Genomic DNA, 21,483 nt, shown 5'->3' on the forward strand with positions numbered 1-21,483 from the left:
GGTTCGGAAGGTCACGGCTGACGGGAAGATCAGCACGGTCGCCGGCACGGGCACCCCGGACTTCGGCGGTGACGGCGGTTCCGCCACCGACGCCCACCTCAATACCCCGCGTGGGGTGGCGGTGGATGGTGCGGGCATCCTCTACATCGCCGATTCCGACAATCACCGGGTTCGGAAGGTCACGGCTGACGGGAAGATCAGCACGGTCGCCGGCACGGGCACCCCGGACTTCGGCGGTGACGGCGGTTCCGCCACCGACGCCCATCTCAATGGCCCGCGTGGGGCGGCGGTGGACAACGTAGGCAACCTCTACATCACCGACCACCTCAACCACCGGGTCCGGAAGGTCACGGCTGACGGGAAAATCAGCACGGTCGCCGGCACGGGCACCGAGGGTTCTGACGGTGACGGCGGCCCGGCAATCTCGGCCCAGCTACACAACCCGGCGGGGCTGGTGGTGGACAGCACCGGCACCCTCTACATCTCCGAATACAACGGCCACCGGGTTCGGAAGGTCACAACTGACGGGAAGATCAGCACGGTCGCCGGCACGGGCACCGCGGACTTCGGCGGTGACGGTGATACGGCCGCCTTGGCCCAGCTGCGCAACCCGTTGGGGCTCGCTGTGAACTGCGTCGACGCCCTCTATATCGCCGACCACTGCAACCACCGGGTTCGGAAGATCGCGGCAGCACCCATGGCCGGGCTCCCCGCCTCGGGCGCGGTGGTTTCCTGGGCCAACGTCCGGAGCAAGTTGCGGATGGCGGCCGCGCGTGAGTCCACCAAGGACGGAGCCGAGATCCACCAGTCCCTGACCGCCCCCAGGGACCACCAGCGGTGGCGCCTGGTCGTGTCAGGCCAAAACAACGGCGACGTCCTGTACACGATCGAGAACGTGCGCAGCGGCAAGGTCCTGGAGATCGCCGGAGCGCAGGAGACGGCCGGGGCGGTGGTCGCGCAGCGCGCCTACGGGGGTGACGACGCACATCACCAGCAATGGCGGCTGATCCCCGTGGGCTCGCTGACCGACACCCCCCGGGTGTACGAGATCGCGAACCGCAACAGCGGCCTGCTCCTGCAAGTCGACACCAATGCCCGCACGGTGATCAAGCAGTACGGGTCGGAGGGTGACCACCGCGGCCGGCAGTGGCAGCTGCTCCCGGTGTGACACACGAGGGAGCAGGGGCGATCCCGTCCTTGCCCGCAGTGGCCGAAACCATGCCGATCAACCCCGGGACCTCGGTCAAGACTGCCTGGGCGTGACGTCAGCCGTCGGCGGGTGTTGAACCTGTCGAACGCGCACGAAACCCCGGGCTGCCATGGCCGCGCCCGGGGTCTCGTGCTGTCTCCAGGTTCAGGCCGTGAGTTTCTTGAAGACCGTCTCGAAGCGGTTGAGGGTGTCGTGCTGTGCAGCACAATGAGTCGCATGACAAGACTTCGCATCGCGCTCGCCAACCTCGAAATACCCGAGAATCCAGAAGACTCCGTGGTGCGAGCCGAGCGCGCGGTCAGAGCCGCTGCTGCTGCCGACGCGCATATCGTGTGCTTCCCGGAAGCGTACGTGCCGGGCTACCCATGGCCGCCGCAATCGCGTAAGGCCACGAGCGCCAACTTCTTGGAAGCTGCGCACGAGCGCATCGCCCAGGCCGCGCGGGAGAGCCACATCTACGTGGTGCTCGGTACGGAGCGGTACGTTTCCGACAAGCCACGTCTGACCACGCTCGTACTTCGACCCGACGGCGATCGAGCGGGTTATCAGGACAAGGTGCAGCTCGACCCAGCAGAAGATTCCACATACGAGGCGGGCAGCGATCGCCGGATATTCGAAGTCGACAGCTTCCGCTTCGGCATCGTGATTTGCCACGAGGGCTTTCGCTATCCGGAGACGGTACGCTGGGCCGTGCGCAACGGCGCCCAGTTGGTGTTCCACCCCCACTATAGCGAAGCAGAGCCCGGCGCGTTTCAGCCAACTGAATTCGCCGACCCGAGAAATTCCTTCCACGAGAAGGCATTTCTCTGTCGCGCCGCCGAGAACAATTGTTACGTCGCCGCCGTCAACTGCGCGAGCGCGGGATCGCCCACGACATCCGCCGTAGTGCGGCCGGACGGCACGCTGCTTAGCCATCAGCCTTACGGAAAGCCCGGGCTGTTGGTCTGCGACATCGATCCCGCCGAAGCCACGCCACTGCTCGCGCAACGCCTGAAAACTTGTTCTTGAGTTGTCGAGTTCGGTTGAATCGTTCGACCTTGCCGTTTGACTGGGGTCAGTGTCGCCCGGCCCACAGATACGGACACCTCGATGAAGGGGGCCTCGCGTCAACGCCTCTCCGGCCGGGCAAAAGGGCGCCACCGTGCCCGGCCCGTAGGACGGCGCCGTCTTCGTCAGCCCGCGGCGACCGCGGCGGCCCAGGCGGCCTGCTGTTCGGCGCGGGGCGCGGGTGGCGGCCAGCCGGTAGGGGTCGGTGCCGGTTTCGATGATGTTGCCGCCGAACGTCAATCGGTCCAATGGCCGCACAGTGCCTTGGATCCGTGAAGGTTTTGGTCCAGCCTCCGAAGGATTCGTTGGAGGCGATCGCCACAGAATTCTTTTCCTCACGCTCCGTCAATACTGGAACAGCAGCTCCACCCCGCGACGATCAAGCTCCATATAGCCGAGTTCATCAATGCACAAAAGATCGACGCGGCCGTAGCGGGGCGATGGTCTTGGCCAGCAGCTTCTCGTCGGCCGCCTCCACCAGCTCGTTGACGAGCTTGGTGGCCAGCACGTACTTCACCCGGCACTCGTGCATCGCCTCCTCGGTGCCCAGCGCGATAAGCAGGTGCGACTTGCCGGGTTCCGCTGTCGCCGATCAGGCACAGCGGCAAGCCCTTCTTGACCCAGTCGCACTTGGCGAGGGTGTGGATGGCAGCCGCGTCGATAACCGGGTTGGCGTCGAAGTCGAACTGCCGGATCGACTTCTCGCGCGGAAAGCCGGCTGCCTTGATCCGTCGCTCCGAGCGGCGCCGTGCCCGGTCGTCGCATTCGGACAGCAGCACTTCTGCCAGGAACCCGCGATACGTCATCTGGTCGCGGCCGGCGGCTTCGGCCAGCTCGGGTACTGGGAGCGGATGGTGGGCAGCCGGAGCATCCGGCACGCCTGGTCCACGGCGGTGTCGGCGGCCTGTTCGGTCAGTCCGCGGTTGCGCTTGGCGGTCACGGTGCCTCTTCCTGGTATGCCTGGCCGTCGGCCGGACGCCGACGGAATCGCAGCAGCTGGTCGTAGACGGCCACCGACGGCAGCGACCTGGGATCGGGCGGCAGCGCGGCCAGGCGCCGCTCGATCAGCGAGGTCACCGTCGCCCCGCCGTCCACCCGGCGGCGCTGGGTGTCCTGGTCGGCCGGCTGTTCGGCGCCCTGGTCGGCCTCGCCCCACTTGCGAGCCTCCAGGGCGACCGCGTCGGCAGTCAGCGCGCCGGCCCGCAGCGCGGTCGCGATCCCGGTAGTACATCTCGCCGAGGCCTTCGGCGGTGATGTCGCGCAGCCGCTGCTCGCTGGCGCCGGCATCGTGGGCGTCGAAGAGTCGGGCCGCGTGCTGGGGGGCCAGGGCGATGGTCAGGTGGCGGATGCGGGCGTCGTCGGTGGTACCGGGTGCCGCGGTGAAGCCGAAGCGGGCGCGGGTGTCGACGACCAGGCCGGTGCTGGTGGCGGCCTGGCGGCGGGCTTGGGCGCGGATGCGGGGCTGCCACCGCTCGCGCACGGCGTCGGCTAGGCGCTGGGCGAGGCCGGCGGATCTGGTCCTTCACGTAGCGCCCTACGGTGCGCTGCGAGACGCCGAGCGCGTCAGCCACCGCCCGGGTGCCACCGTTCCCCCGGCCCGGCACCCCTGTGTCAGCCGAACTGTGCGGCGCCCGCCGCGCGGAACATACGAGCTACGGCTCGATCCCCTCGTCTGTCAGCCGTCCGTCCCGCCCCACCTTCCTGTCTTCCTTCCTGTGGTCGGGGCGGTGGGGTGTCATAGGGGGGGTGTCACCGGATCCGGAACACCCCCTACGGCACCTGGCCTGCGGAAGCGACAGCTGACGGAATCCGGACCGGGCAACAGCCGGCGCAACCCGTGCCGCAACGCCCAGCGCGACCCCGACCACGCGGCGGGCTACTTCTTTCAAGCGTTCGAAAGACGGCGTCTGCGCACCGACTCCCCCGTCCCCGGCGCGCAGGAGACGTCGTGCTCCTAGTCGTCGACGCTGGCGCGCTCGACCGGCAACAACCGCGCCGGAACGAACATCTGGAAAGCAAAAAAGCGGTGGGATCGGTGCCCAGTGGACGGCCGCCGTGGCGGTGGTGGCACCAGGGCTGGTCATCAATGAAGCGGCGGTGGTCGTTGCGGGAGGTAGCGGTGCCGGAGCCGTTGTCCCACACGTAGTTGCGGCGGTTCTGGCCAGAAGCCCAGTCCTATAAGAGCCCCATGAGGCGGGCAAGCCACCGGCCTGGGATGTTTGAGTCCAAAAGCCAGGGAAGTGCGAGCCCTGCTGGAGCGGCGAGCACGCTGGCCGCGAGGCAGGCGGCGCCGAACCGTTTGTTCAACGGCGAGTGCTCCTCTCGTGCGCACAGGACCGCGACCCGCGCAGTGAGGAGCAGGACGAAGAGGCATCCGGCCAGCAGGAGGGCCCCGTAGACGCTCAGCGTGGCCGGGGCGGGGCGGGGGGATGCCTGAAGGCCGGCCGTGTAGGCGGTCGTCATTCCGAAGACAGCGGTCGGCGCAAAGACAGCTATGCCCCACTCAAACTTCCGGGGCTGCGTGGCAGGTGCGCCAAGGATGTGGCGTAGGCCGCGGGCGAAGGGAGACAGGTCGGCTAGGTCGTAATTACGGGCGCTCCACGAGGAGGGGCCGCCGCTGGAGGCGATCCTCCGGTAGGCCTGTTCGAACGCCGATGCTTCGTCATCCGTGGCGCCCATCTGGCGTACCAGGGCCTCGAGGTGAGGCCATGTGTCGGGGAGGACGTCGCCGTCGATCCAGCGCCCGACTGCGGCGCCGAGCACGTCGTCTCTCATGTCGTCGGGCAACGCGGCGGCCAGTTCTCGGATCGGCTGAGCTCCAGCGCGGCGCCGTAACTGGGAGAGCGCCGTCGCCAGCGCGTCCGGAGTGCTTGCTGTGCGCAAGCCAATGACCAACGCTGTCGACATGGCGGGTCGAGGACGCTCGGCCGCAGCGTAGACGTCCGTCGGGGACGCCTCGGATCCGATTTCCCTGGCCGCCTGCACGGTATTTGCGCTGGTCAGCGGTTTTCGCGCGTTGTCCGTCGTCTGTCTGGGGACATACTCGTCTTGCCCTGTCGGCTCGACGACCTGCCCCCAGATGACGTGATGCGTGGCAGGGTCGCCGGGCAAGTCCTGGGAGTCGTGGACGCCGAGCTCCCTACCGAGGTCGTTCAGCTCCTTGTCCAAGGCGTCCATCTGTTGCTTGTTGGCGTCGAAGAACTCCTGGATGCGGTCCAGGGGTGGTAGTTGTAGATCTTCAGCCATGGTCGTGCCTGGTGTGAGCCGCGGAGATCCCTCCGCGACGTGGCCGTCGACGCGTCGCAGCTCGTGCTGCTTACGAGCTACTTGCTTGTCAGCCGCAAGCCGCAGTTCCCGGGCCCGCTCCACGGCTCGGCCGGCCTCTCGCAGCCTCTCGCCTGCCTGCCGCCGGTACTCCCGCGACATCTGCAGTTCACGCTGCAGTTCCGCGCGGACGTCTTCCCTGGCCCGATCGCGTTCGCTTTCCAAGATGGTGATGCGCTGTTCCAGGACCGAGACCATCGTCTCCAGCTCCTCGCGGCGCCGCTCGGAGGCTTCATACTTCCGCGTCGCCTCGAACTGCAGCAGGCGAGCGTCGTCCAGACGCAGAGCAAGCGCGGCGACATCAGTATGTCGCTGGGCTGCCCGGGTCGCCGGTAGGTCAGTGCCGGATGGCTCAGCCTGTTCAGACAGGTCTCTGGCAGCCCGCTCAGCAGCAGCAAGCAGGCGCAGTCCGTGCTCCAGTTGGCGCTTGCGCATCTCAGGCTCGCGTACGAAGCGAGTGGTCACCTCCTCCACCAAGGTCGCAGGCGGCAGTCGGCTGCCATCGCGGAACCTGCTCCACGAGGTCTTGCCATGGGGGAATTCCTTCTCCAAGGTCCGCACCGTCACCCCATGGGTGATCTTGCGTAACCAGCGGGCGAACTCGTCAGCCTGTTCCGTCAGCCCCTTCAGGTCCCCCAGCGGCCGCCCCATCCGCTCCCCCGCTCCGCCTTGTCCCGGGACAATCCCGGGTTGTCCGCGATTTATGAGCCTTCACCTGCAGCAATCGCATGCCGCTACGCCGGACAACGAAACCATGGATGAACGTAGGTCTCCAACAGACCAGTCAATCTTCGGAGGCCCACCGTGCTCACGCCCAACTCACCGCAGCGACAGCGCCAGTCGTGGCCGTACGTCGTTGCCGCCGCGCTCGTGCTGGCCCTCCAACAGGGGTGGAGCTCAACGGACGTCATCGCCCTGGCCACCTGCCTTCTCGTGCTCATCGCCCTCGTCACATCAACCGGAGGCGGCCAGTAGCCGGACTTCCTCCCTGAGGTCCACCACCCCATCGAGGGCGGCGAGGCCGTCCTCCCCGACGCCCTGCTGGATTACCGGCGCGGCCGACAAGACACCGACAGCGGAGGATTCCCGCCGCCTTGTCGTCGGCGGATTCTCGGAGCAAGTCGTCGATCGACGAGCACTCCACGCACCGAAGCGCCGGCCGTCGTGCCGGTTCCAACGCCTGACGGGCACAGCCGGCTCAGAAGCCTGTGACACACAACACCCCCGGCTCTGGGAGACCCGGCAGCGCACCAGTGGCTCGTCCTGACGGCCCGCCCCTTCAGCCTGACTGGTAGTTGGGTTCCAATCGCGTCAGCTGCACCTCGCTACCGGCTACCGGTAGCGAGCGCTCCGAGGGCGCTCGTTCATCCCGTGGGCGTGGAGCGCGACTGGGGAGGGCGGTTGGGCCGGCGGGCGGCGGCCAAGAGCGTGGTGACCCGGGCGGGGTCGGTTCCGGTGATGGTGGCGATGCGGTCGATACTCAGGCGCAGGCCGTCGTGCAGGAGCGCGGTGTCCTCGGCTGGGGTGGGAGTACGGCCGGCGCGGCGGGCGACGGCCCAAATGTGCTTTTCCCACGCCCAGGCGGAGGGGCGCTGATTAGTCATGAGCCAGGTCCAGTTATTGGCGATGAGGTCGAAGATCTGGGTGACGCTGAGCTGGGCTTCTTCTTGGGAGAGGCGCGCGGCGGCATAGGCGTGGTAGGCCTCGCGGTGCAGGTCGTAGAAGGCGTAGAAGGCGGTCGTGAGCACGGACGCGGTGGGCGCTGTGGGCTTCATGGTCCTTTCCCCCGATGGGTAGGCGGTTCAGCTGTGGGTGTCGGTGGGGTCGTTCTCGGCGGCCGACTGGGCGCGGCGCCACAGGGGCCGGGCGACGGTGGGCAGGCTCTGCAGGGCGAAGGTGAGCCGATCGATCACTGGCCAGTCGGGGACGCCGGGCCCGTTGAGGGCGCGGGCTAGGTCGTCGGCGCTCAGGGCGTGCTGGACAGCCGCGAGAATGATTTCGGGCTCGGGTGAGCCGAATGCGTAATGCAAACCCTGGAGGTAGGTACGCAGGTAGGTGACTGGGTTCTCGGTGTCCGAAGGTTGGATGCCGGCAGCCACTTCCCACAGCGGTTTCATCAGCTCGGGGTCGATGTCGCACGCCTCGCAGATGATTTTGACGTATTTCCAGTGGGTGGCGCGGTGGCCGGAGAGCATGCGTGAGGCATAGGACTCGTCGATGCCCATCTTCGCGGCGAGTTCGCGCTGGCGGCGGCCGGAACCTTCCTTCATCCGGGTCAGGGCAGTGGCCAGACGCTGACGCGGGTGGCGCAGGGTGGGCGCGTCCGGGGCAGTTCCGGTGCTGTAGGCGGGGGTTGCGGGGCTGGGACGGCTGCGGGTGGCCAGGGCACGGTCGACGGAGGTCGGGTTGTACTTCTTACGCAGCCGGTCCTGAGTGCGCTTGGCGATCGGGGCGAGGTCGGCGAGCGGCTCCCCCTGGGCACGCTGGCGGACGACGACGACTCCGATCGCCTCGTCCACCAGATCCCGGAGATCGATTAGGAGCTGGAGGAGTTCGGTGTTCGGTGTGGCAGCGCTGTAGGCATTGAGCAGCAGGGACTCGGAGACCACGGTGCAGTCCTCGGCGATGTCGCGCAGGGCCTCGGTGCAGCGGCGGGAACGGGCCGGGTCGGCTGTAGGAGAAGGACGGCCACGGGGCAAGTCGGCCGCAGGGGCGGAACGGGTGGGGTGTGGCGCGTTGTCAGCCGTCTGGAGGCGGGAACGGGTGGACACCAGGGACCTCTTTCGGGGGTGCTGGGCGGGTATCTGTACCGGCCCTGCGGCCAGGAGCGGCCGAAGGGCCTGAGACAGCCCGGGGTGCGAGCGTCTGCTCGCACCCCGGGCGGCCCTCGGGTCAGCGGCGGTAAATCCGCTGGCGGACCAGCACAGATCCGTGAGCAGTTGTCAGAAAGAGGGCCATCAGAGGCAGTACACGCGGCGGCAGAGCGTCCGGAACCGCGAGCATGGAGAGACAGATCGCAGCAATGGGCAGGCTTCCGCGGAGCATGACAGCCTTGACATGCCACACCAGGGTTTGGGCCGGGGGTGGCGGCGGGATGATACGGTCACGACTCGTTTTCACCGCAAGTGCACACGTGCCTGCGGGAAAACGAATTCGGCGTCGGCACAGCGACATCGGAGACCTCCCTTGTCTCGGGGCTGGCGCTGAGAGCGACAAGACCCCGGCGCGAGGCGACCAACCAACGGTGCCGGGGTCTTTGCCGTCCGGCAGAAGATGCCGGGAGCAGGACGCTACTACCTTGTGCAGCGCTGTGATGCCGGAAAGTAGTGTCGTGGGTACGGGTGCCCATCACCCCGCAGACGGTCGCCGTCAGAAGACCCCGCCCACAAACGGCTGTAAATGATCATAAACGGTCACCCAAACAGGGCATGCCGGATGAATCGACGAATTCGAGTACGCCCGCGCAGACCTCCGCGTCCCCTTGTACACCCCTCGTGCGCCCCCCCACCCGCGCTCTCAAGATCCACAACCGTGTCAACAAAATCTGGGGGAAGTCGGTGTGTACGAAGACCTGCCTGTACGCCGACAACCCGAACAGACCACTGGCACGGTTCCGCACGGCTCGCCACCCTCGAGAGCACGCTCCTCACGGACGTTGGCCTAGCCAGGTACCGCTGTTCGGCAAGGACCCTGCCTCGCCGTGATCGCTACGCCGTGTTTGGGCCGACCACGGCGGGGGCTTCTGGCGCAGATCGAGGTGGCAGCGCAGCCGTACGCCCGGCTTGCCTGGCGTCCTGGCCATCTGTCGCTTTCGTCCAGCGTCCGGCAAGCACCTCCTGGAAAGCCAAAGCGGTGGCGTCGTCCGCACCCGCGACGTCTACCGATCTACCCACACACCGACACCTGGAAGACCCGCTACAACACCCGCGCCGGCGTCGAGGGCACCATCTCGCAGGGCATCAGCCGCTGCGGCCTGCGCAGCCCCCCGCCCCGCACCCCGCAGGAAACCCCCGTGGTACCGCCTCACCCAAAGGGCCATCGCGGGACCTCAGGCCGGGGGCGACGGCACGTCCGCGGTGGAAGGCATGGCACGTGACATGGACCCGCCTCAGCCGATGCCACTCCGACGTCCAACCGCGACCTCGTAGTCGATCTCGTTACGGGTGCTGTCGCCGATGTAGGCGCCCCGGTTGACGACGAGGACCTCGTCGGCCAGGTCGTTCTTTCGGCGGTGCAGGTCTCCAGGTTGCTGCTTGGCTTGGGCGCCCTCGCGTGGTCGGTGTTCTGGCTGGTCAGAGCCTGTTGTCAGTGAGCCCTGATAGCAGTGCCTTTGTGACGAACTATCAGGAAGTCTCGCGGGTCTGTGCCTGTCCTGATCCCAGGCTCTGGGGCAAGGAGCACGGTCTCGAGTATGCGTACCCGGTGATGTGCCACCTGCTGGACGTCGCCGCGGTCTTCGGTGTGCTGTGGGACGTGTTGCTGTCCACCCATGCGCGGCAGCGGTTCACCGAGCAGCTGGCTCTGGAGGTGGAGGACTGCCGGGCGGTGCTGTCGTTGTGGGCGGGTCTTCACGATCTGGGGAAGATCACGCCGGTCTTTCAGGCGCAGGTGGCGTCGCTGTTCGAGAAGGTGCGTGCCGATGCAGCCTATCTTTTCGCGCCGGGTGCCGAGCGGGACCGGGGGTTTCGGCACGAGATGGCGACGCATTGGTCTCTTGCCACGCTGCTGGCGGAAGAGGGCTATCCGGTCCGGCGGGCTACTTCCGGGGTGGGGGGAGCGAAGGCACCGGTGGCTCACTGGGTGGGCCAGCTGCTGGGGGGACACCATGGGGTCTTCGGGGCCAAGCTGTCTGTGGCGCAGTTGCGGGTGCCGAGTCAGTACCAGCCGGGGCTTGGGGAGGCGGGCTGGGCACAGCAGCGGCGGCTGCACTTCGAGGAGCTGCGGCGGGTGAGCGGTGGGGAGGCGGTGCCGGGGGGTGTGCTTTCGGCGGACATGGCGGTGGTGCTGACGGGTCTGGTGGTCACCGCGGACTGGCTGGCGAGCCAGATCGGCGCCATCAAGGCCGTCCAGCCGGCTGCCGGGGCCTGGCAGGGGACGCCGGCAGAGGTCGATGCGCATTGGCGGCGGGCGTGCGCTGCCGCGCCGGGGCTGGTGGCTCAGGCGCAGTTGGGGCGGGCCACGTTCGAGGCGGAGTCCTTCGGCGAGATGTTTGCGTTCTCCCCTAACCCGCTGCAGGAGGATCTTGTCGAGCGCTTGCCGCGGCTAGTCGCAGCGCATAGTGCGGGGCTGGTGCTGGTGACCGCGCCCACCGGTGACGGGAAGACGGAGGCGGCGTTGTACGCCGCCTCCGTTCTCGGCCGGGCGGCGGGGGCTCGGGGGATGTATGTGGCGCTGCCGACCATGGCGACGGCCGATGCGATGTACCGGCGGGTGCGGAAGTTCGCCGAGGCTTCGCTTGGCGGGGAGCAGGCGCTCACCTTGCTGCACTCCATGGCGTGGCTGAACCCGTTGTACGGGCAGGCGGCCCAGGATGCGGCAGGCGTGGCGGTCGGCCGGGGGCGGGCGGGTGAGGTCAGCGCGGATGAGGGGACGGCGGTGGTGGCGGACGCCTGGCTGCGCGGGCCGGGGCGAGGGTTCCTTGCTCCTTTGTCGGTGGGGACCGTCGACCAGGTGCTGCGCGGGGTGCTGCCTCTGCGGTACAACGCGCTGCCGTTGTTCGGTCTGCACGAGAAGGTCGTCATCGTCGACGAGGCCCACGCTTACGGGCCTTGGATGCACAAGCTGCTGCTCACGCTGCTGGAGTGGCTCGGTGCGCTGCGCTCGCCGGTGGTGCTGCTGTCGGCCACGCTGACCGGCAGTACCGCGGCATCGCTGGTCAACGCCTATCGCCGGGGTGCGGGTTTTCTGGAGCCGGTCGCTGTCGCTGCGCGCTACCCGGGGTGGCTGTACGCGAGTGCGGTCACCGGTGAGGTGCCGGCTGCTCGGGTGACCAGCAGTGGCCGCCCGCGCACTCTCGAGGTGACGGTGCGGCGGGTGGCCTGGGACGTTGGCGACGGGGCGGTTGTGCCGCCGCAGTCCGGTGGCCGGCGGGAGGCGCTGCGGGAGGAGCTGCGGCCGGTCGTGGAGGAGGGCGGAGCGGCTCTCGTATGCTGTACGACGGTCGCGGAGGCCCAGTCCACCTACCGGGACCTGTGCGTCGCCTTCCCTGATCTGGCGCGGCGGGAGGGCGGTATCCGGCTGCTGCATTCGCGGTATCCGGCGAACGTCCGCCAGCAGATCACCTCCCACTGCGAGTCGGCGTACGGCAAGCCGCAGGCCGGCGAGGCGCCGGCGGTGCGGCCGGCGTCGATCCTGGTGGCGACGCAGGTGGTGGAGCAGTCGTTGGATCTCGACTTCGATCTGGTCGTCAGCGACCTGGCCCCCTTGGCGCAGTTGCTGCAGCGTGCGGGCCGTGGACGCCGCCACCACCGGGGGCCTGGCGGACGGCCGCGGTGGGCGCAGGCGGAGGACCGGCCGAAGCTGGTCGTCCTTGACCCCTTCCGCCGTGCGCAGAAGGCGGACAAGCCGGTGACCTGGGGTTCGGTCTACGACGTGAGTCTGCTCCTGCGTACCTCCTTGCTGCTGGCCGAACGGGCCGCGGGAGGGATTGTGGTGCCTGACGGTGTGCAGGGGTTGGTGGACGCCGTCTATGCGCCGGACTTCGTCGAGGGCCTCGAGGCGGCGGTCGCGCGCGAGCTCGAGTCCTTGGACGTGGGGCGTATGGCGTCCGAGATGGCGGAGACCGATCTGGCCGCCCTGGTGGGTATCAAGGGTCCCGGGGACATCGAGGGCCAGCTGCACCTCATCAGCCGACGGCTCGAAGGGGTCACGCAGGAGTTGCTCACCACTCGGCTGGGGGCGGACACGGGCCGGGTGCTGTGTGGATACGTGCAGGGAGACGGGTCTGTTTCTCTCAGCCCTGACGGTTCGGGCGGCGCGGTGCCCGGCCTGGGCGCGAAGGCCCTGAGCCGGGACGACGTGGCCGCCGTCGTCGCCCACACCGCCCCGGTGCCCGGCATGTGGTTGCGTGGGGGCGGCGACGCGGCGAAGGACCACCCTGCCCGGTGGAGGAAGGTCTCGACACTGCGGGACGTCGTCCTGCTGCCGGTGACCAGAACTTCCGACGGCCGGTGGATGTGCCGTCGCGGTGATCGAACGATCGCCATTTCAGAGGTCGGTCTTGAGCAGATATGACCGAACCGCACGAAAGCTCTACTGAGAGCCGCAGTCTTCGCTACGGTTCAACTCCACGCAGTCCGGGGGGACTTGGAGAGCACCTGCTTGCGCAGGCAGGGGGATGTGACGCGTCCGCGTCTGAGAGCGGCAGTCGGCTCACCCCCGCTCCCGCAGGGACCCCAGCCTCATTGTGTATCGCCCCGGGAGTCTCATGCCTGCGACAACGAACATCTGGTACGAACCCCTCATCCCCGTGCGCTGGGCGCCGCACGCCAGCCTGCAGGATGCGGAGGAACTGCCGCCCAGGGTCGGCTTTCGCAACCTGCTGCTGCGCAGTCACGACATCGAGAGCCTGGCCGTCGCCGACGCGCCGGCGCACTCGGCGCTACTGCGGCCCCTGTACACGCTCACCGCCCGCGTCACCGGGCTGGACGAAGCGCGGGAGGGGCCCGAGGAGTGGCTGGAGCGGCGGGAAGAGCTGCTGGAGGAAGGTGAGCTCCCGGCGGCGGGCATCGAGGAGTACGCCGCCGCTTACGGCAGCCGCTTCTTCCTCTTCGACCCGGGCGAGGACGGCCGCCCATGGATGCAGGACCCGCGCCTGGTGCAGCAGTGCGACGCGGCCAGCACGGCCGGGGTGAACAAGCTGGTCGTGACGCGCCCGTCCGGCAACAACCACGCCTGGTGGCACCACAGCCTGGATGCCCGCCCCGGCCCTGTGTCCGCGTCAGAGGCACTGCTCAACCTGCTGACCTGGCATTACTACGGCCCGTCCGGCCGCTGCTCGTCCCGGGAGGTGAACGGGCAAAAGAGCGCCAGCGCGACGGCCGGCCCGCTGCGTTCGGCCCTGTCCTACCACCCCGAAGGGGCCACCCTTTTCGAGACGCTGCTGGCCGGGCTCGTCCCGCCGGACAAAGCCGTCAAGCGGGAGCAGGACCGCTGCCCGTGGGAGTGGGAGGAGCTTCCCGACCCGGACGGCCCGCCGGCCGCCCTGACGGGGCCGTGCTCGCGCTTGACCGCCGCCTCGATGCACGCCCTGCTCCTGGTGCCCGACGAAGACGACGCTTCCCGGGTGCGGGACGCCTACATCACCTGGGCCTACCGCACGGGCCGCGGCATGCGGCCGCAGGACGACTACCTGATCTGGCAGATCAGCAAGCAGGCCAACGTCTACCCGCGGCCCGCAGACTCGCAGCGTGCACTGTGGCGGGACCTGGACGCGCTGCTGCTCATCGACCCGCCCGGCGTCGCACAGCCACGGCGGCCCAAGGTCTTCGAGTGGGCCATCGAGATGGACGTGGACCTGCGGGTGCACGCTCTGGGCTTCGAGCAGGACGGGCAGGCCAAGGACACCCAGTTCGTCGACTCGGTGACCCCGCCGGTCCTCGCCTTCACCGAACGGCGCTCGGCCCGCACCCGGCCTGCCGTCGGACGGCTGCGGGCGATGGGAGAGCAGTTCGGCAGGCGCCTGGAGCGCGCCTTGCGCCGGGCCTGGCGGGCCTACGTCAACGACCAGAAAGACAGCGCCGAGGCCTGGGCCCACCAAGGAGCCGCCCGGTACTGGCCGGCGGCCGAAGCCGAGTTCTGGACCCGCTTCCGTCTGCTGGACCGCACCGGGACCTCCCTCGACGGGGGCCTCGACGCCAAAGCGGCGCGCAAGGCGTTCCTGAATCTCGCGGTCCGTGCCTACGACGAGGTCACCGCGCCGGTGACACGCACCCAGCGCGGCGCCCGGGCCGTGGAGGAGGCCCGTGTCGAACTGTTCGGCGACCCCCGCCCCCGCAAGCCCGGCGCGAGTTCCGCCGCATGAACCAGCCCTCAGATCCGAAGGAGATCCTGGTGACCACACAAGCCCCGCCCGCCGTGGCGGTCCCGGCCCCGCGCCCCGGCGAGGAACCCACCCGTCTGGACCGCTACCGCACCTTCACCCAGGCCGTGCAGGCCAAGTGCGCGGGCGACCCGGGCGCGCGCAGTGCCCTGCGGTCCGGTATCCGCAAGGACCTGGACTCGGTTCCGCGGATGCACCGCGTCATCGCCCACCTGGTGCCGCACAACGTGTCCGAGGACACCCAGCGGGCGTACTACGCCGTCGCCGCGATGATCGCCGAGCAGGCACGCCGCGAACCCACCACCCCACCCACCGGCACCGGCACCGGCACTAGGGGCGTGGTGTCCGGCGAGGAGAGCGCCGGGCCGGCAGCCGAGGCCGAGCCGGATCCCGTCCCCAAGGACAAGGCCCCGGGTGGGGAAAGGGACTACGGCACCAGTCTCGGCGCGTCCTTCGCGCTGGCCATCATCCGCAGCCCCGGCCACGAGCGCAAGATGCGACGCGGGACCGCGGAGAGCCGCCTGAACCTGCTGTGCAAGCAGGGCGTGCCGGGTGTGCACCGGCACCTGCCGGCCTCGGTCCGCTACCTGCGGTCCCTCGACGTGCCCGTGGACTGGGCACGGCTGCTGCAGGACCTCGTCGACTGGCAGCGGCACTCCGGCCGGATCACCCGCCGCTGGCTGCAGGACTTCTACCGCCGCCTGCAGGAGGAAGAGCGCCGCCTGCGCGATCAGGCCGACAGCCGGGAGCCCGAGAACGCCGACGGCAGATGATCCACCACGCCGGCCCACACCGGCCGGTACCGGTCGTCAGACCGCAGTTCACCATCCATCGCTGTGCCTCGAGGAGTTCCCATGTCCGTGAAGCCGTCCGCCCGCTTCATCTGCGTCCACGTCCTGCAGACCGTGCCGTTCGCCAACCTCAACCGGGACGACACCAACTCGGTCAAAACCGTCCAGTACGGGGGTGTGCTGCGCACCCGCGTGTCCAGCCAGTGCTGGAAGCGGGCCGTCCGTCTCGACTTCGAGCAGCGCGTCGGCCAGGCGGCGCTGCGCACCCGCCGGATCGGGGAGCGCGTCAGCCGCCTGCTGGCCGAAGAGCGCGGCTGGCCCGAGGACCTGGCCGCGCGGGCTGGCGCCCACCTGGCGGCCGCCAGCGGCATCAAGTTCGAGGTGGAGGAGAAGGACAAGCAGGTCCAGGCCAACAAGGTGGTCGGCAACGCGATGGTCTACGTCCCGCAGAGCGCCGTTGCCGCGCTCGCCGACCTGGCTGAGGCCAGGCGGGACGAGCTGGAGCGCGCGAAGGACATCAAGAAGGCCACCGACAAGAGCATCCTGCCCAAGGAGGAGGTGACGGCGATCCTGCGGTCCCGCAATGGCGTCATCAACCTCTTCGGCCGGATGCTCGCCGAGGTCGACGACGCCGGCGTCGACGGCGCCGTCCAGGTCGCCCACGCCATGACGACCCACCAGACCGACGTCGAGATCGACTACTTCTCCGCCGTCGACGACGTCACCGCCGCCTGGAACGACACCACCGGCAGCGCCCACATGGGCCACGCCGAGTTCAGCGCCGGCACCTTCTACCGCTACGCCACCGTGGACCTGGCCGAGCTCGCCGACAACCTCGGCGGCGACCTGGCGGCCGCCCGCGAGCTGGCCGAGGCGTTCCTGCACGCGTTCGTCACCTCCCTGCCGCAGGCGAAGAAGAACTCCACCGCCCCGCACACCGTGCCGGACCTGGTCCACCTCACCGTCCGCGGCGACCGGCCCCTCTCCCTCGCCGCGGCCTTCGAAAAGCCGGTGCAGGCGGCCGGCGACGGCGGCTACGCGGCCGCCTCCCGCGACACCCTGTCCGCATACGCCGAGGCCGTGAACTCCTTCATGGGCACCTCCGCCATCCTGCACACCGGCTGGGCCGGCCTCGACCCCAAGGGCCACCACGGCCTGGGCGAGCGCCACACCAGCCTGAACCACCTGATCGCCTCCGCCGTCCAGAGCGCGTTCACCACCACCGCGCCCGGAGCCGCCGCGTGAGCACGACCACCCACCCCACGCCCGCCCCGGACGCCGCCTCCGGGGCGGGCGCCCCGGCGGCGGGGCTGCTGCTGCACTGCGCCGGCCCCCTGCAGTCCTGGGGCCACCACAGCCACTTCAACCAGCGCGACACCGCCGCGTTCCCCACCCGCTCCGGCATCCTCGGACTCCTCGCCGCAGCCCTGGGCCGCAGCCGCGAAGAGCCCATCGACGACCTCGCCCAGCTCGGCATCACCGTCCGCGTGGACCGGCCCGGCGTCCTCCTGCGCGACCTGCACACCGTCGGCGGCGGCCTGCCCGCCGCCGCCACCGTCACCACCGCCCAGGGCAAAAAACGCTCCGGGGACACCACCACCTTGCTCTCCCACCGCTACTACCTCGCCGACGCCGCCTTCACCGTCGCCGTGACCAACCCCACCCAGACACCCCTGCTCACCGCATGCGCACAAGCACTGCGCACCCCCAGGTGGCCGCTGTTCCTGGGCCGACGGGCCTGCCCGCCCACCGGACCGCTGTTCCTCGCCCTCACCGAAGGCGCCCTGCACCACCTGGTGCGCCTGCCGATCGCCGCCCCGGCCCCCCACCCCGGCAACGCTGCCCGCACCGTCGACTTCCTCTCCGACCACCCCCTCAACCAGCTGCCGCTGCCCCAGGACACCCCCAGCTCCGACCCGGCCGAGGCCACCCACCCCACCACCCGCCTCAACGACCAGCCCGTCACCTACCACCCCGACCGGCGCACCTACCGGGCCCGCCCCCTGTACCGGCGCACCGTCACCCCGCCCGCCCAGCAGTGGAGCGGCCTGGGCACCGACTACCTCCACGCCCTCACCACCTACAGCCGCCACCACTTCGACACCTACGAGGGAAGCCGTCCATGAACAATGTCTGGCTGACCCGGATCACCCCCCACCCCGCCTCCCGCGACGCCCGCCGCGACCTCGGCGACGCCGTCCACCTGCACCGCCGGCTCATGTCGCTCTTCCCCGACGAAGTTGGGCCCGACCCCCGCGCCGCCCTGGGAGTCCTCCACCGCACAGACGACTCCCCCACCGGCCCCTGCATCCTCATGCAGTCCACCCACCAGCCCGACCTGAGCCGCCTGCCCCAGCCCTACGCCACCGCCATCACCCGCGACCTCGGCCCCCTCCTGGCCGCACTGCGCCCCGGGATCAACGTCCACTTCCGCTGCGTGGCCAGCCCCGTCCGCAAACCCGGCGCCACCACGCGCTCTCTGTACAACCTGCCCGCCGTCGTTCCCCTCACCGGCGCCCACGCCGACGAGTGGTGGATGCGGCAGGCCGACACCGCCGGCCTGAAAGTACTGACCCTGCACTCCCAGCCCCTCGACAGCGCCACCGGCGTCCGCGGTAAACCCGGCACCGGCCAGCAGCGGATACGGCACGCCCGCACCCGCTTCGACGGCACCGCCACCGTCATCGACCCCGACCAGCTCCGGGCGAAACTCACCGACGGAATCGGCCGCGGCAAGGCCTACGGCTGCGGCCTCCTCACCCTCGCCCCCACCCGGGAAAGCACCAGCACCCCATGACCGCGCCTGTCCCCCATACCGGCCGCCGCAGACTCGCCGCCCCCACGGTGGCCATGCTGCCCCGCTTCGCCGACTCCCTGTCGTTCCTCTACCTGGACGTCGTCCGCGTCCTCCAGGACGACACCGGCGTCCTGGCCGAGGTGAGCAGCGACCGGCGAGGCAGGGAGACCGTCTACCTGCCGACCGCCGCCCTCAGCTGCGTCCTCCTCGGCCCCGGCACCTCCATCACCGCCCGCGCCCTGGCCACCCTCGCCCGCCACGGCACCACCGTGGTCGTCACCGGATCGGGCGGTGTCCGCTGCTACGCCGCAACCCAGCCGGCCTCCCTCACCACCGTCTGGCTCGAGCGCCAGGCCCGCTCCTGGGCCGACAACGACCGACGGCTCGCCGTCGCCACCGCCATGTACGAGCGACGCTTCGGCAAAGGCTCGGTACCGCCCGGTACCTCCCTGGCGCAGCTGCGCGGCATGGAAGGACAGCGCGTCAAGGCCCAGTACCGGCTCCTCGCCCAGCAGTACAAGATCGGCCGCTTCCGCCGCACCTACGACCCCGCGCAGTGGGACACCCAGGACCCCGTCAACCTCGCCCTGTCCTCAGCGAACACCTGCCTCTACGGCATAGTCCACGCAGCCATCATCGCCCTCGGCTGCTCACCCGCCCTGGGATACGTCCACAACGGAAACCAGCAGGCTTTCGTCTACGACGTAGCCGACCTCTACAAGGCCGAACTCACCATCCCGCTGGCCTTCTCCCTCAACGCCTCCCCCAACCCCGAGGCCGAGGCCCGCCGCTCCTTCCGCGACGGCCTGCGCCTCTTCCGGCTCCTGCCGAGCATCGTCCACGACATCCAGAGCCTTCTGGACCCCGACAGCGACCGCGAAGAACCCGACCCGGAAGAAGAACTCGTCGACCTGTGGGACCCTGTGGCCGGCGCCCTGCCCGGCGGCACCAACCACGGAGCCGCCCTGTGAACCCCCTCCACCACAAGGCACGGCGCACATGGCCACTATGACCGTCCTGGCCACCACCGCCGTCCCCGACCACCTCCGCGGCGCCCTCACCCGCTGGCTCCTCGAAGTCACCCCAGAGCTGTACATCGGCACCGTCTCCGCCCGCGTACGCGACGAACTCTGGGCCTCCGTCACCGCCTGCGTCGGCAACGGCACCGCAGTCCTCGCCTACCCCAGCGACAACGAGCAAGGCTTCGAACTCCGCACAGCCGGAGAACAACGCCGTAATCCCATCGACTTCGACGGCTTGACCCTCATCACGTTCAGGAGCGAAGGTCAAGAAACCGCAAACCACTCCTAACACCGCAGGCCAAAAAGGGTCCTCTCCGCGCGAGCGGAGGTGAGCCGACAGCGCCTACATCGAACGCAAACGCGACGACGTCCTCTCCGCGCGAGCGGAGGTGAGCCAGCGTGGTCGTGGTCCCGGTCCTGTCGGGGAACGTCCTCTCCGCGCGAGCGGAGGTGAGCCGACTGAGCAGGTACTCCGCCAGCCCTCGGGCCCGTCCTCTCCGCGCGAGCGGAGGTGAGCCGCACCGACCAGCACCACTCCCGACTCCAGCGAGGTCCTCTCCGCGCGAGCGGAGGTGAGCCGCGGCGAAACTTTACGCGGCCGCGGTGGGTAGAGTCCTCTCCGCGCGAGCGGAGGTGAGCCGGCTGGTGGTCCGATCCGGGTGGGGAAGAGCAAGTCCTCTCCGCGCGAGCGGAGGTGAGCCGCCCCGCAGCGCCTGACTACGCCCCCCGCAAGCGTCCTCTCCGCGCGAGCGGAGGTGAGCCGTCGTTGTAGAGGCCTGGGGGTAGCCAGGTGGAGTCCTCTCCGCGCGAGCGGAGGTGAGCCGTTCCAGTCCGGCTGTTCGTTATCCACGTCTCAGTCCTCTCCGCGCGAGCGGAGGTGAGCCGGCGGGCGGGTCGGGGCAGGGGCGTCAGCAGTAGTCCTCTCCGCGCGAGCGGAGGTGAGCCGCACTACAAGACCGGACCCAGCCCCGACTGGACGTCCTCTCCGCGCGAGCGGAGGTGAGCCGCCCTACACCATCTGATCAACCTCATAGGAGACGTCCTCTCCGCGCGAGCGGAGGTGAGCCGCCCGACGACGCGGCCTACCCCAGCGAACTGGAGTCCTCTCCGCGCGAGCGGAGGTGAGCCGTTTGGGGATCGGGTCCTGATCGACGTCGTGCTGTCCTCTCCGCGCGAGCGGAGGTGAGCCGCTGTCCGTGGCCGTGCAACGGCATCAGGCCGCGTCCTCTCCGCGCGAGCGGAGGTGAGCCGGGGCGCCAGCGGACGGTGCCCTCTGTTGCCGTGTCCTCTCCGCGCGAGCGGAGGTGAGCCGGCCGCCCGGCGGGGTGTGTGGCGTCGGGTGCTGTCCTCTCCGCGCGAGCGGAGGTGAGCCGGACAGGCAACGCCGGATCGTCGGGTCCTCCTCGTCCTCTCCGCGCGAGCGGAGGTGAGCCGCCCATCCCCGCCGGCGCAGTCGCCAAGCAGCTGTCCTCTCCGCGCGAGCGGAGGTGAGCCGCCGGGGCATCGCTCGATGGTGGCGACGGCCGGGTCCTCTCCGCGCGAGCGGAGGTGAGCCGGCGGCTGCCTTCGCGGCGTCGGCGCTGAACGGGTCCTCTCCGCGCGAGCGGAGGTGAGCCGCCTGCACCAACCCAGCCGGCCCCGAATACGAGGTCCTCTCCGCGCGAGCGGAGGTGAGCCCGCGTGTGGGAACGGTTCTGCGCGGACCAGCACGTCCTCTCCGCGCGAGCGGAGGTGAGCCGCACCCCATCCGCCGCCTCACCGCCGGCCTCACGTCCTCTCCGCGCGAGCGGAGGTGAGCCGCCCACAAGCAGCGCAGCGCCAAGGATGCCCGGGTCCTCTCCGCGCGAGCGGAGGTGAGCCGCACACTCGCGGGCCAGGGCGGCCTCGTAGGTAGTCCTCTCCGCGCGAGCGGAGGTGAGCCGTTCGGTGGGGCAGATCTGCGCCCACTGGTCGAGTCCTCTCCGCGCGAGCGGAGGTGAGCCGGCGACGGAACCGAGCACTGGCAGTGCAGGACCGTCCTCTCCGCGCGAGCGGAGGTGAGCCGCATCCCGGCGGTGGTGGCTTCCGCGGCGGCACGTCCTCTCCGCGCGAGCGGAGGTGAGCCGCAGGCGTTGATGACGTCTTTGAGGATGTCGGCGTCCTCTCCGCGCGAGCGGAGGTGAGCCGTCACCCAGCGCTCCACCCCTGGCGCAGGCGTCGTCCTCTCCGCGCGAGCGGAGGTGAGCCGAGGACGGGACAGGGGCGGTAGGGAT

15 protein-coding genes, 3 pseudogenes and 1 CRISPR repeat array (1 of these 19 cut by a window edge) are annotated in these 21,483 nt (G+C 69.7%); of the genes and pseudogenes, 11 read left to right on the forward strand and 7 right to left on the reverse strand.

What is annotated here, in order from left to right; all coding sequences use genetic code 11:
- Both ACZ5Y0_RS27890 and ACZ5Y0_RS27895 read left to right on the forward strand, forming a co-directional pair.
- The coding region (locus tag ACZ5Y0_RS27890; protein ID WP_469131447.1) for an NHL domain-containing protein at positions 1-1,168 on the forward strand (1,168 nt) is incomplete at its 5' end.
- Between the two features lie 258 nt (positions 1,169-1,426).
- The gene (locus ACZ5Y0_RS27895; RefSeq protein WP_469131448.1) at positions 1,427-2,218 is read left to right on the forward strand and encodes a carbon-nitrogen hydrolase family protein; all 792 of its coding nucleotides are present in this window, start codon (positions 1,427-1,429) and stop codon (positions 2,216-2,218) included.
- 164 nt (positions 2,219-2,382) lie between these two features.
- Here the strand turns inward: ACZ5Y0_RS27895 and istB are convergent.
- From istB to ACZ5Y0_RS27915, 4 genes and pseudogenes are all read right to left on the reverse strand, one after another.
- A pseudogene (gene istB, locus ACZ5Y0_RS27900) lies at positions 2,383-3,197 on the reverse strand (IS21-like element helper ATPase IstB).
- Positions 3,194-3,544 carry a hypothetical protein gene (locus ACZ5Y0_RS27905; RefSeq protein ID WP_469131544.1) on the reverse strand — a complete coding sequence of 117 codons (351 nt, stop codon included), beginning with the start codon at positions 3,542-3,544 and terminating at the stop codon, positions 3,194-3,196. The pseudogene istB and the gene ACZ5Y0_RS27905 overlap by 4 nt, the downstream one beginning before the upstream one ends.
- Positions 3,459-3,840 (reverse strand): annotated as a pseudogene (gene tpg / locus ACZ5Y0_RS27910) (telomere-protecting terminal protein Tpg); the annotation flags it as partial. The pseudogene tpg and the gene ACZ5Y0_RS27905, both read right to left, overlap by 86 nt.
- Before the next feature lie 592 nt (positions 3,841-4,432).
- Positions 4,433-6,232, reverse strand: a complete 1,800-nt coding sequence (locus ACZ5Y0_RS27915; RefSeq protein WP_469131449.1) for a hypothetical protein — start codon at positions 6,230-6,232, stop codon at positions 4,433-4,435.
- Between the two features lie 153 nt (positions 6,233-6,385).
- Here ACZ5Y0_RS27915 and ACZ5Y0_RS27920 point away from each other — a divergent pair, with 153 nt between their 5' ends.
- On the forward strand, positions 6,386-6,556 hold the full coding sequence (locus tag ACZ5Y0_RS27920) for a hypothetical protein (RefSeq protein ID WP_469131450.1): 171 nt from the start codon (positions 6,386-6,388) through the stop codon (positions 6,554-6,556).
- 389 nt (positions 6,557-6,945) lie between these two features.
- Here ACZ5Y0_RS27920 and ACZ5Y0_RS27925 read toward each other — a convergent pair whose 3' ends face one another.
- From ACZ5Y0_RS27925 to ACZ5Y0_RS27935, 3 genes and pseudogenes are all read right to left on the reverse strand, one after another.
- Positions 6,946-7,356 carry a hypothetical protein gene (locus ACZ5Y0_RS27925; RefSeq protein WP_469131451.1) on the reverse strand — a complete coding sequence of 137 codons (411 nt, stop codon included), beginning with the start codon at positions 7,354-7,356 and terminating at the stop codon, positions 6,946-6,948.
- A gap of 27 nt (positions 7,357-7,383) precedes the next feature.
- Positions 7,384-8,352 carry a helix-turn-helix domain-containing protein gene (locus tag ACZ5Y0_RS27930; RefSeq protein WP_469131452.1) on the reverse strand — a complete coding sequence of 323 codons (969 nt, stop codon included), beginning with the start codon at positions 8,350-8,352 and terminating at the stop codon, positions 7,384-7,386.
- An 875-nt stretch (positions 8,353-9,227) separates the two neighbouring features.
- Positions 9,228-9,474: pseudogene (locus ACZ5Y0_RS27935) on the reverse strand (DUF6207 family protein).
- Positions 9,475-9,913: 439 nt separating this feature from the next.
- On the opposite strand from ACZ5Y0_RS27935, the gene ACZ5Y0_RS27940 reads away from it, so the two are divergent.
- The 8 genes from ACZ5Y0_RS27940 to cas2e all read left to right on the forward strand — a co-directional run bounded on the left by ACZ5Y0_RS27940 (position 9,914) and on the right by cas2e (position 19,520).
- Entirely contained in the window at positions 9,914-12,814 is a 2,901-nt protein-coding gene (locus ACZ5Y0_RS27940; protein WP_469131453.1) for a CRISPR-associated endonuclease Cas3'', read from the forward strand.
- Positions 12,815-13,007: 193 nt separating this feature from the next.
- Positions 13,008-14,603 carry a type I-E CRISPR-associated protein Cse1/CasA gene (casA, locus tag ACZ5Y0_RS27945; protein WP_469131454.1) on the forward strand — a complete coding sequence of 532 codons (1,596 nt, stop codon included), beginning with the start codon at positions 13,008-13,010 and terminating at the stop codon, positions 14,601-14,603.
- A 29-nt stretch (positions 14,604-14,632) separates the two neighbouring features.
- Positions 14,633-15,394 carry a type I-E CRISPR-associated protein Cse2/CasB gene (gene casB, locus ACZ5Y0_RS27950; protein WP_469131455.1) on the forward strand — a complete coding sequence of 254 codons (762 nt, stop codon included), beginning with the start codon at positions 14,633-14,635 and terminating at the stop codon, positions 15,392-15,394.
- 81 nt (positions 15,395-15,475) lie between these two features.
- Positions 15,476-16,657: a type I-E CRISPR-associated protein Cas7/Cse4/CasC gene (gene cas7e, locus ACZ5Y0_RS27955; protein WP_469131456.1), complete on the forward strand. Its 1,182-nt coding sequence runs from the start codon at positions 15,476-15,478 to the stop codon at positions 16,655-16,657.
- A complete protein-coding gene (gene cas5e, locus ACZ5Y0_RS27960; RefSeq protein ID WP_469131457.1) occupies positions 16,654-17,538 on the forward strand; it encodes a type I-E CRISPR-associated protein Cas5/CasD in 885 nt (294 codons plus the stop codon). Before cas7e ends, cas5e begins: the two co-directional genes overlap by 4 nt.
- On the forward strand, positions 17,535-18,209 hold the full coding sequence (gene cas6e, locus ACZ5Y0_RS27965) for a type I-E CRISPR-associated protein Cas6/Cse3/CasE (protein ID WP_469131458.1): 675 nt from the start codon (positions 17,535-17,537) through the stop codon (positions 18,207-18,209). Before cas5e ends, cas6e begins: the two co-directional genes overlap by 4 nt.
- Positions 18,206-19,180, forward strand: a complete 975-nt coding sequence (cas1e, locus tag ACZ5Y0_RS27970) for a type I-E CRISPR-associated endonuclease Cas1e (protein ID WP_469131459.1) — start codon at positions 18,206-18,208, stop codon at positions 19,178-19,180. The genes cas6e and cas1e overlap by 4 nt, the downstream gene beginning before the upstream one ends.
- A 28-nt stretch (positions 19,181-19,208) precedes the next feature.
- Positions 19,209-19,520, forward strand: coding sequence for a type I-E CRISPR-associated endoribonuclease Cas2e (gene cas2e, locus ACZ5Y0_RS27975; protein ID WP_469131460.1), 312 nt, complete (start codon positions 19,209-19,211; stop codon positions 19,518-19,520).
- Positions 19,521-19,538: 18 nt separating this feature from the next.
- A CRISPR array of direct repeats spans positions 19,539-21,483; the repeat unit is 29 nt; unit sequence GTCCTCTCCGCGCGAGCGGAGGTGAGCCG (it continues 3,086 nt past the right edge of the window).

This window comes from Streptomyces sp. NPDC033216 (genome assembly GCF_055577115.1).

What these genes read in the sequence shown, in the direction of transcription:
- ACZ5Y0_RS27895 (WP_469131448.1), top strand. Translation starts at nt 1,427, where the DNA reads ATGACAAGACTTCGCATCGCGCTCGCCAACCTCGAAATACCCGAGAAT.
- ACZ5Y0_RS27905 (WP_469131544.1), bottom strand. Translation starts at nt 3,544, where the DNA reads ATGCCGGCGCCAGCGAGCAGCGGCTGCGCGACATCACCGCCGAAGGCC.
- ACZ5Y0_RS27915 (WP_469131449.1), bottom strand. Translation starts at nt 6,232, where the DNA reads ATGGGGCGGCCGCTGGGGGACCTGAAGGGGCTGACGGAACAGGCTGAC.
- ACZ5Y0_RS27925 (WP_469131451.1), bottom strand. Translation starts at nt 7,356, where the DNA reads ATGAAGCCCACAGCGCCCACCGCGTCCGTGCTCACGACCGCCTTCTAC.
- casA (WP_469131454.1), top strand. Translation starts at nt 13,008, where the DNA reads ATGCCTGCGACAACGAACATCTGGTACGAACCCCTCATCCCCGTGCGC.
- cas7e (WP_469131456.1), top strand. Translation starts at nt 15,476, where the DNA reads ATGTCCGTGAAGCCGTCCGCCCGCTTCATCTGCGTCCACGTCCTGCAG.
- cas6e (WP_469131458.1), top strand. Translation starts at nt 17,535, where the DNA reads ATGAACAATGTCTGGCTGACCCGGATCACCCCCCACCCCGCCTCCCGC.
- cas1e (WP_469131459.1), top strand. Translation starts at nt 18,206, where the DNA reads ATGACCGCGCCTGTCCCCCATACCGGCCGCCGCAGACTCGCCGCCCCC.
- cas2e (WP_469131460.1), top strand. Translation starts at nt 19,209, where the DNA reads ATGGCCACTATGACCGTCCTGGCCACCACCGCCGTCCCCGACCACCTC.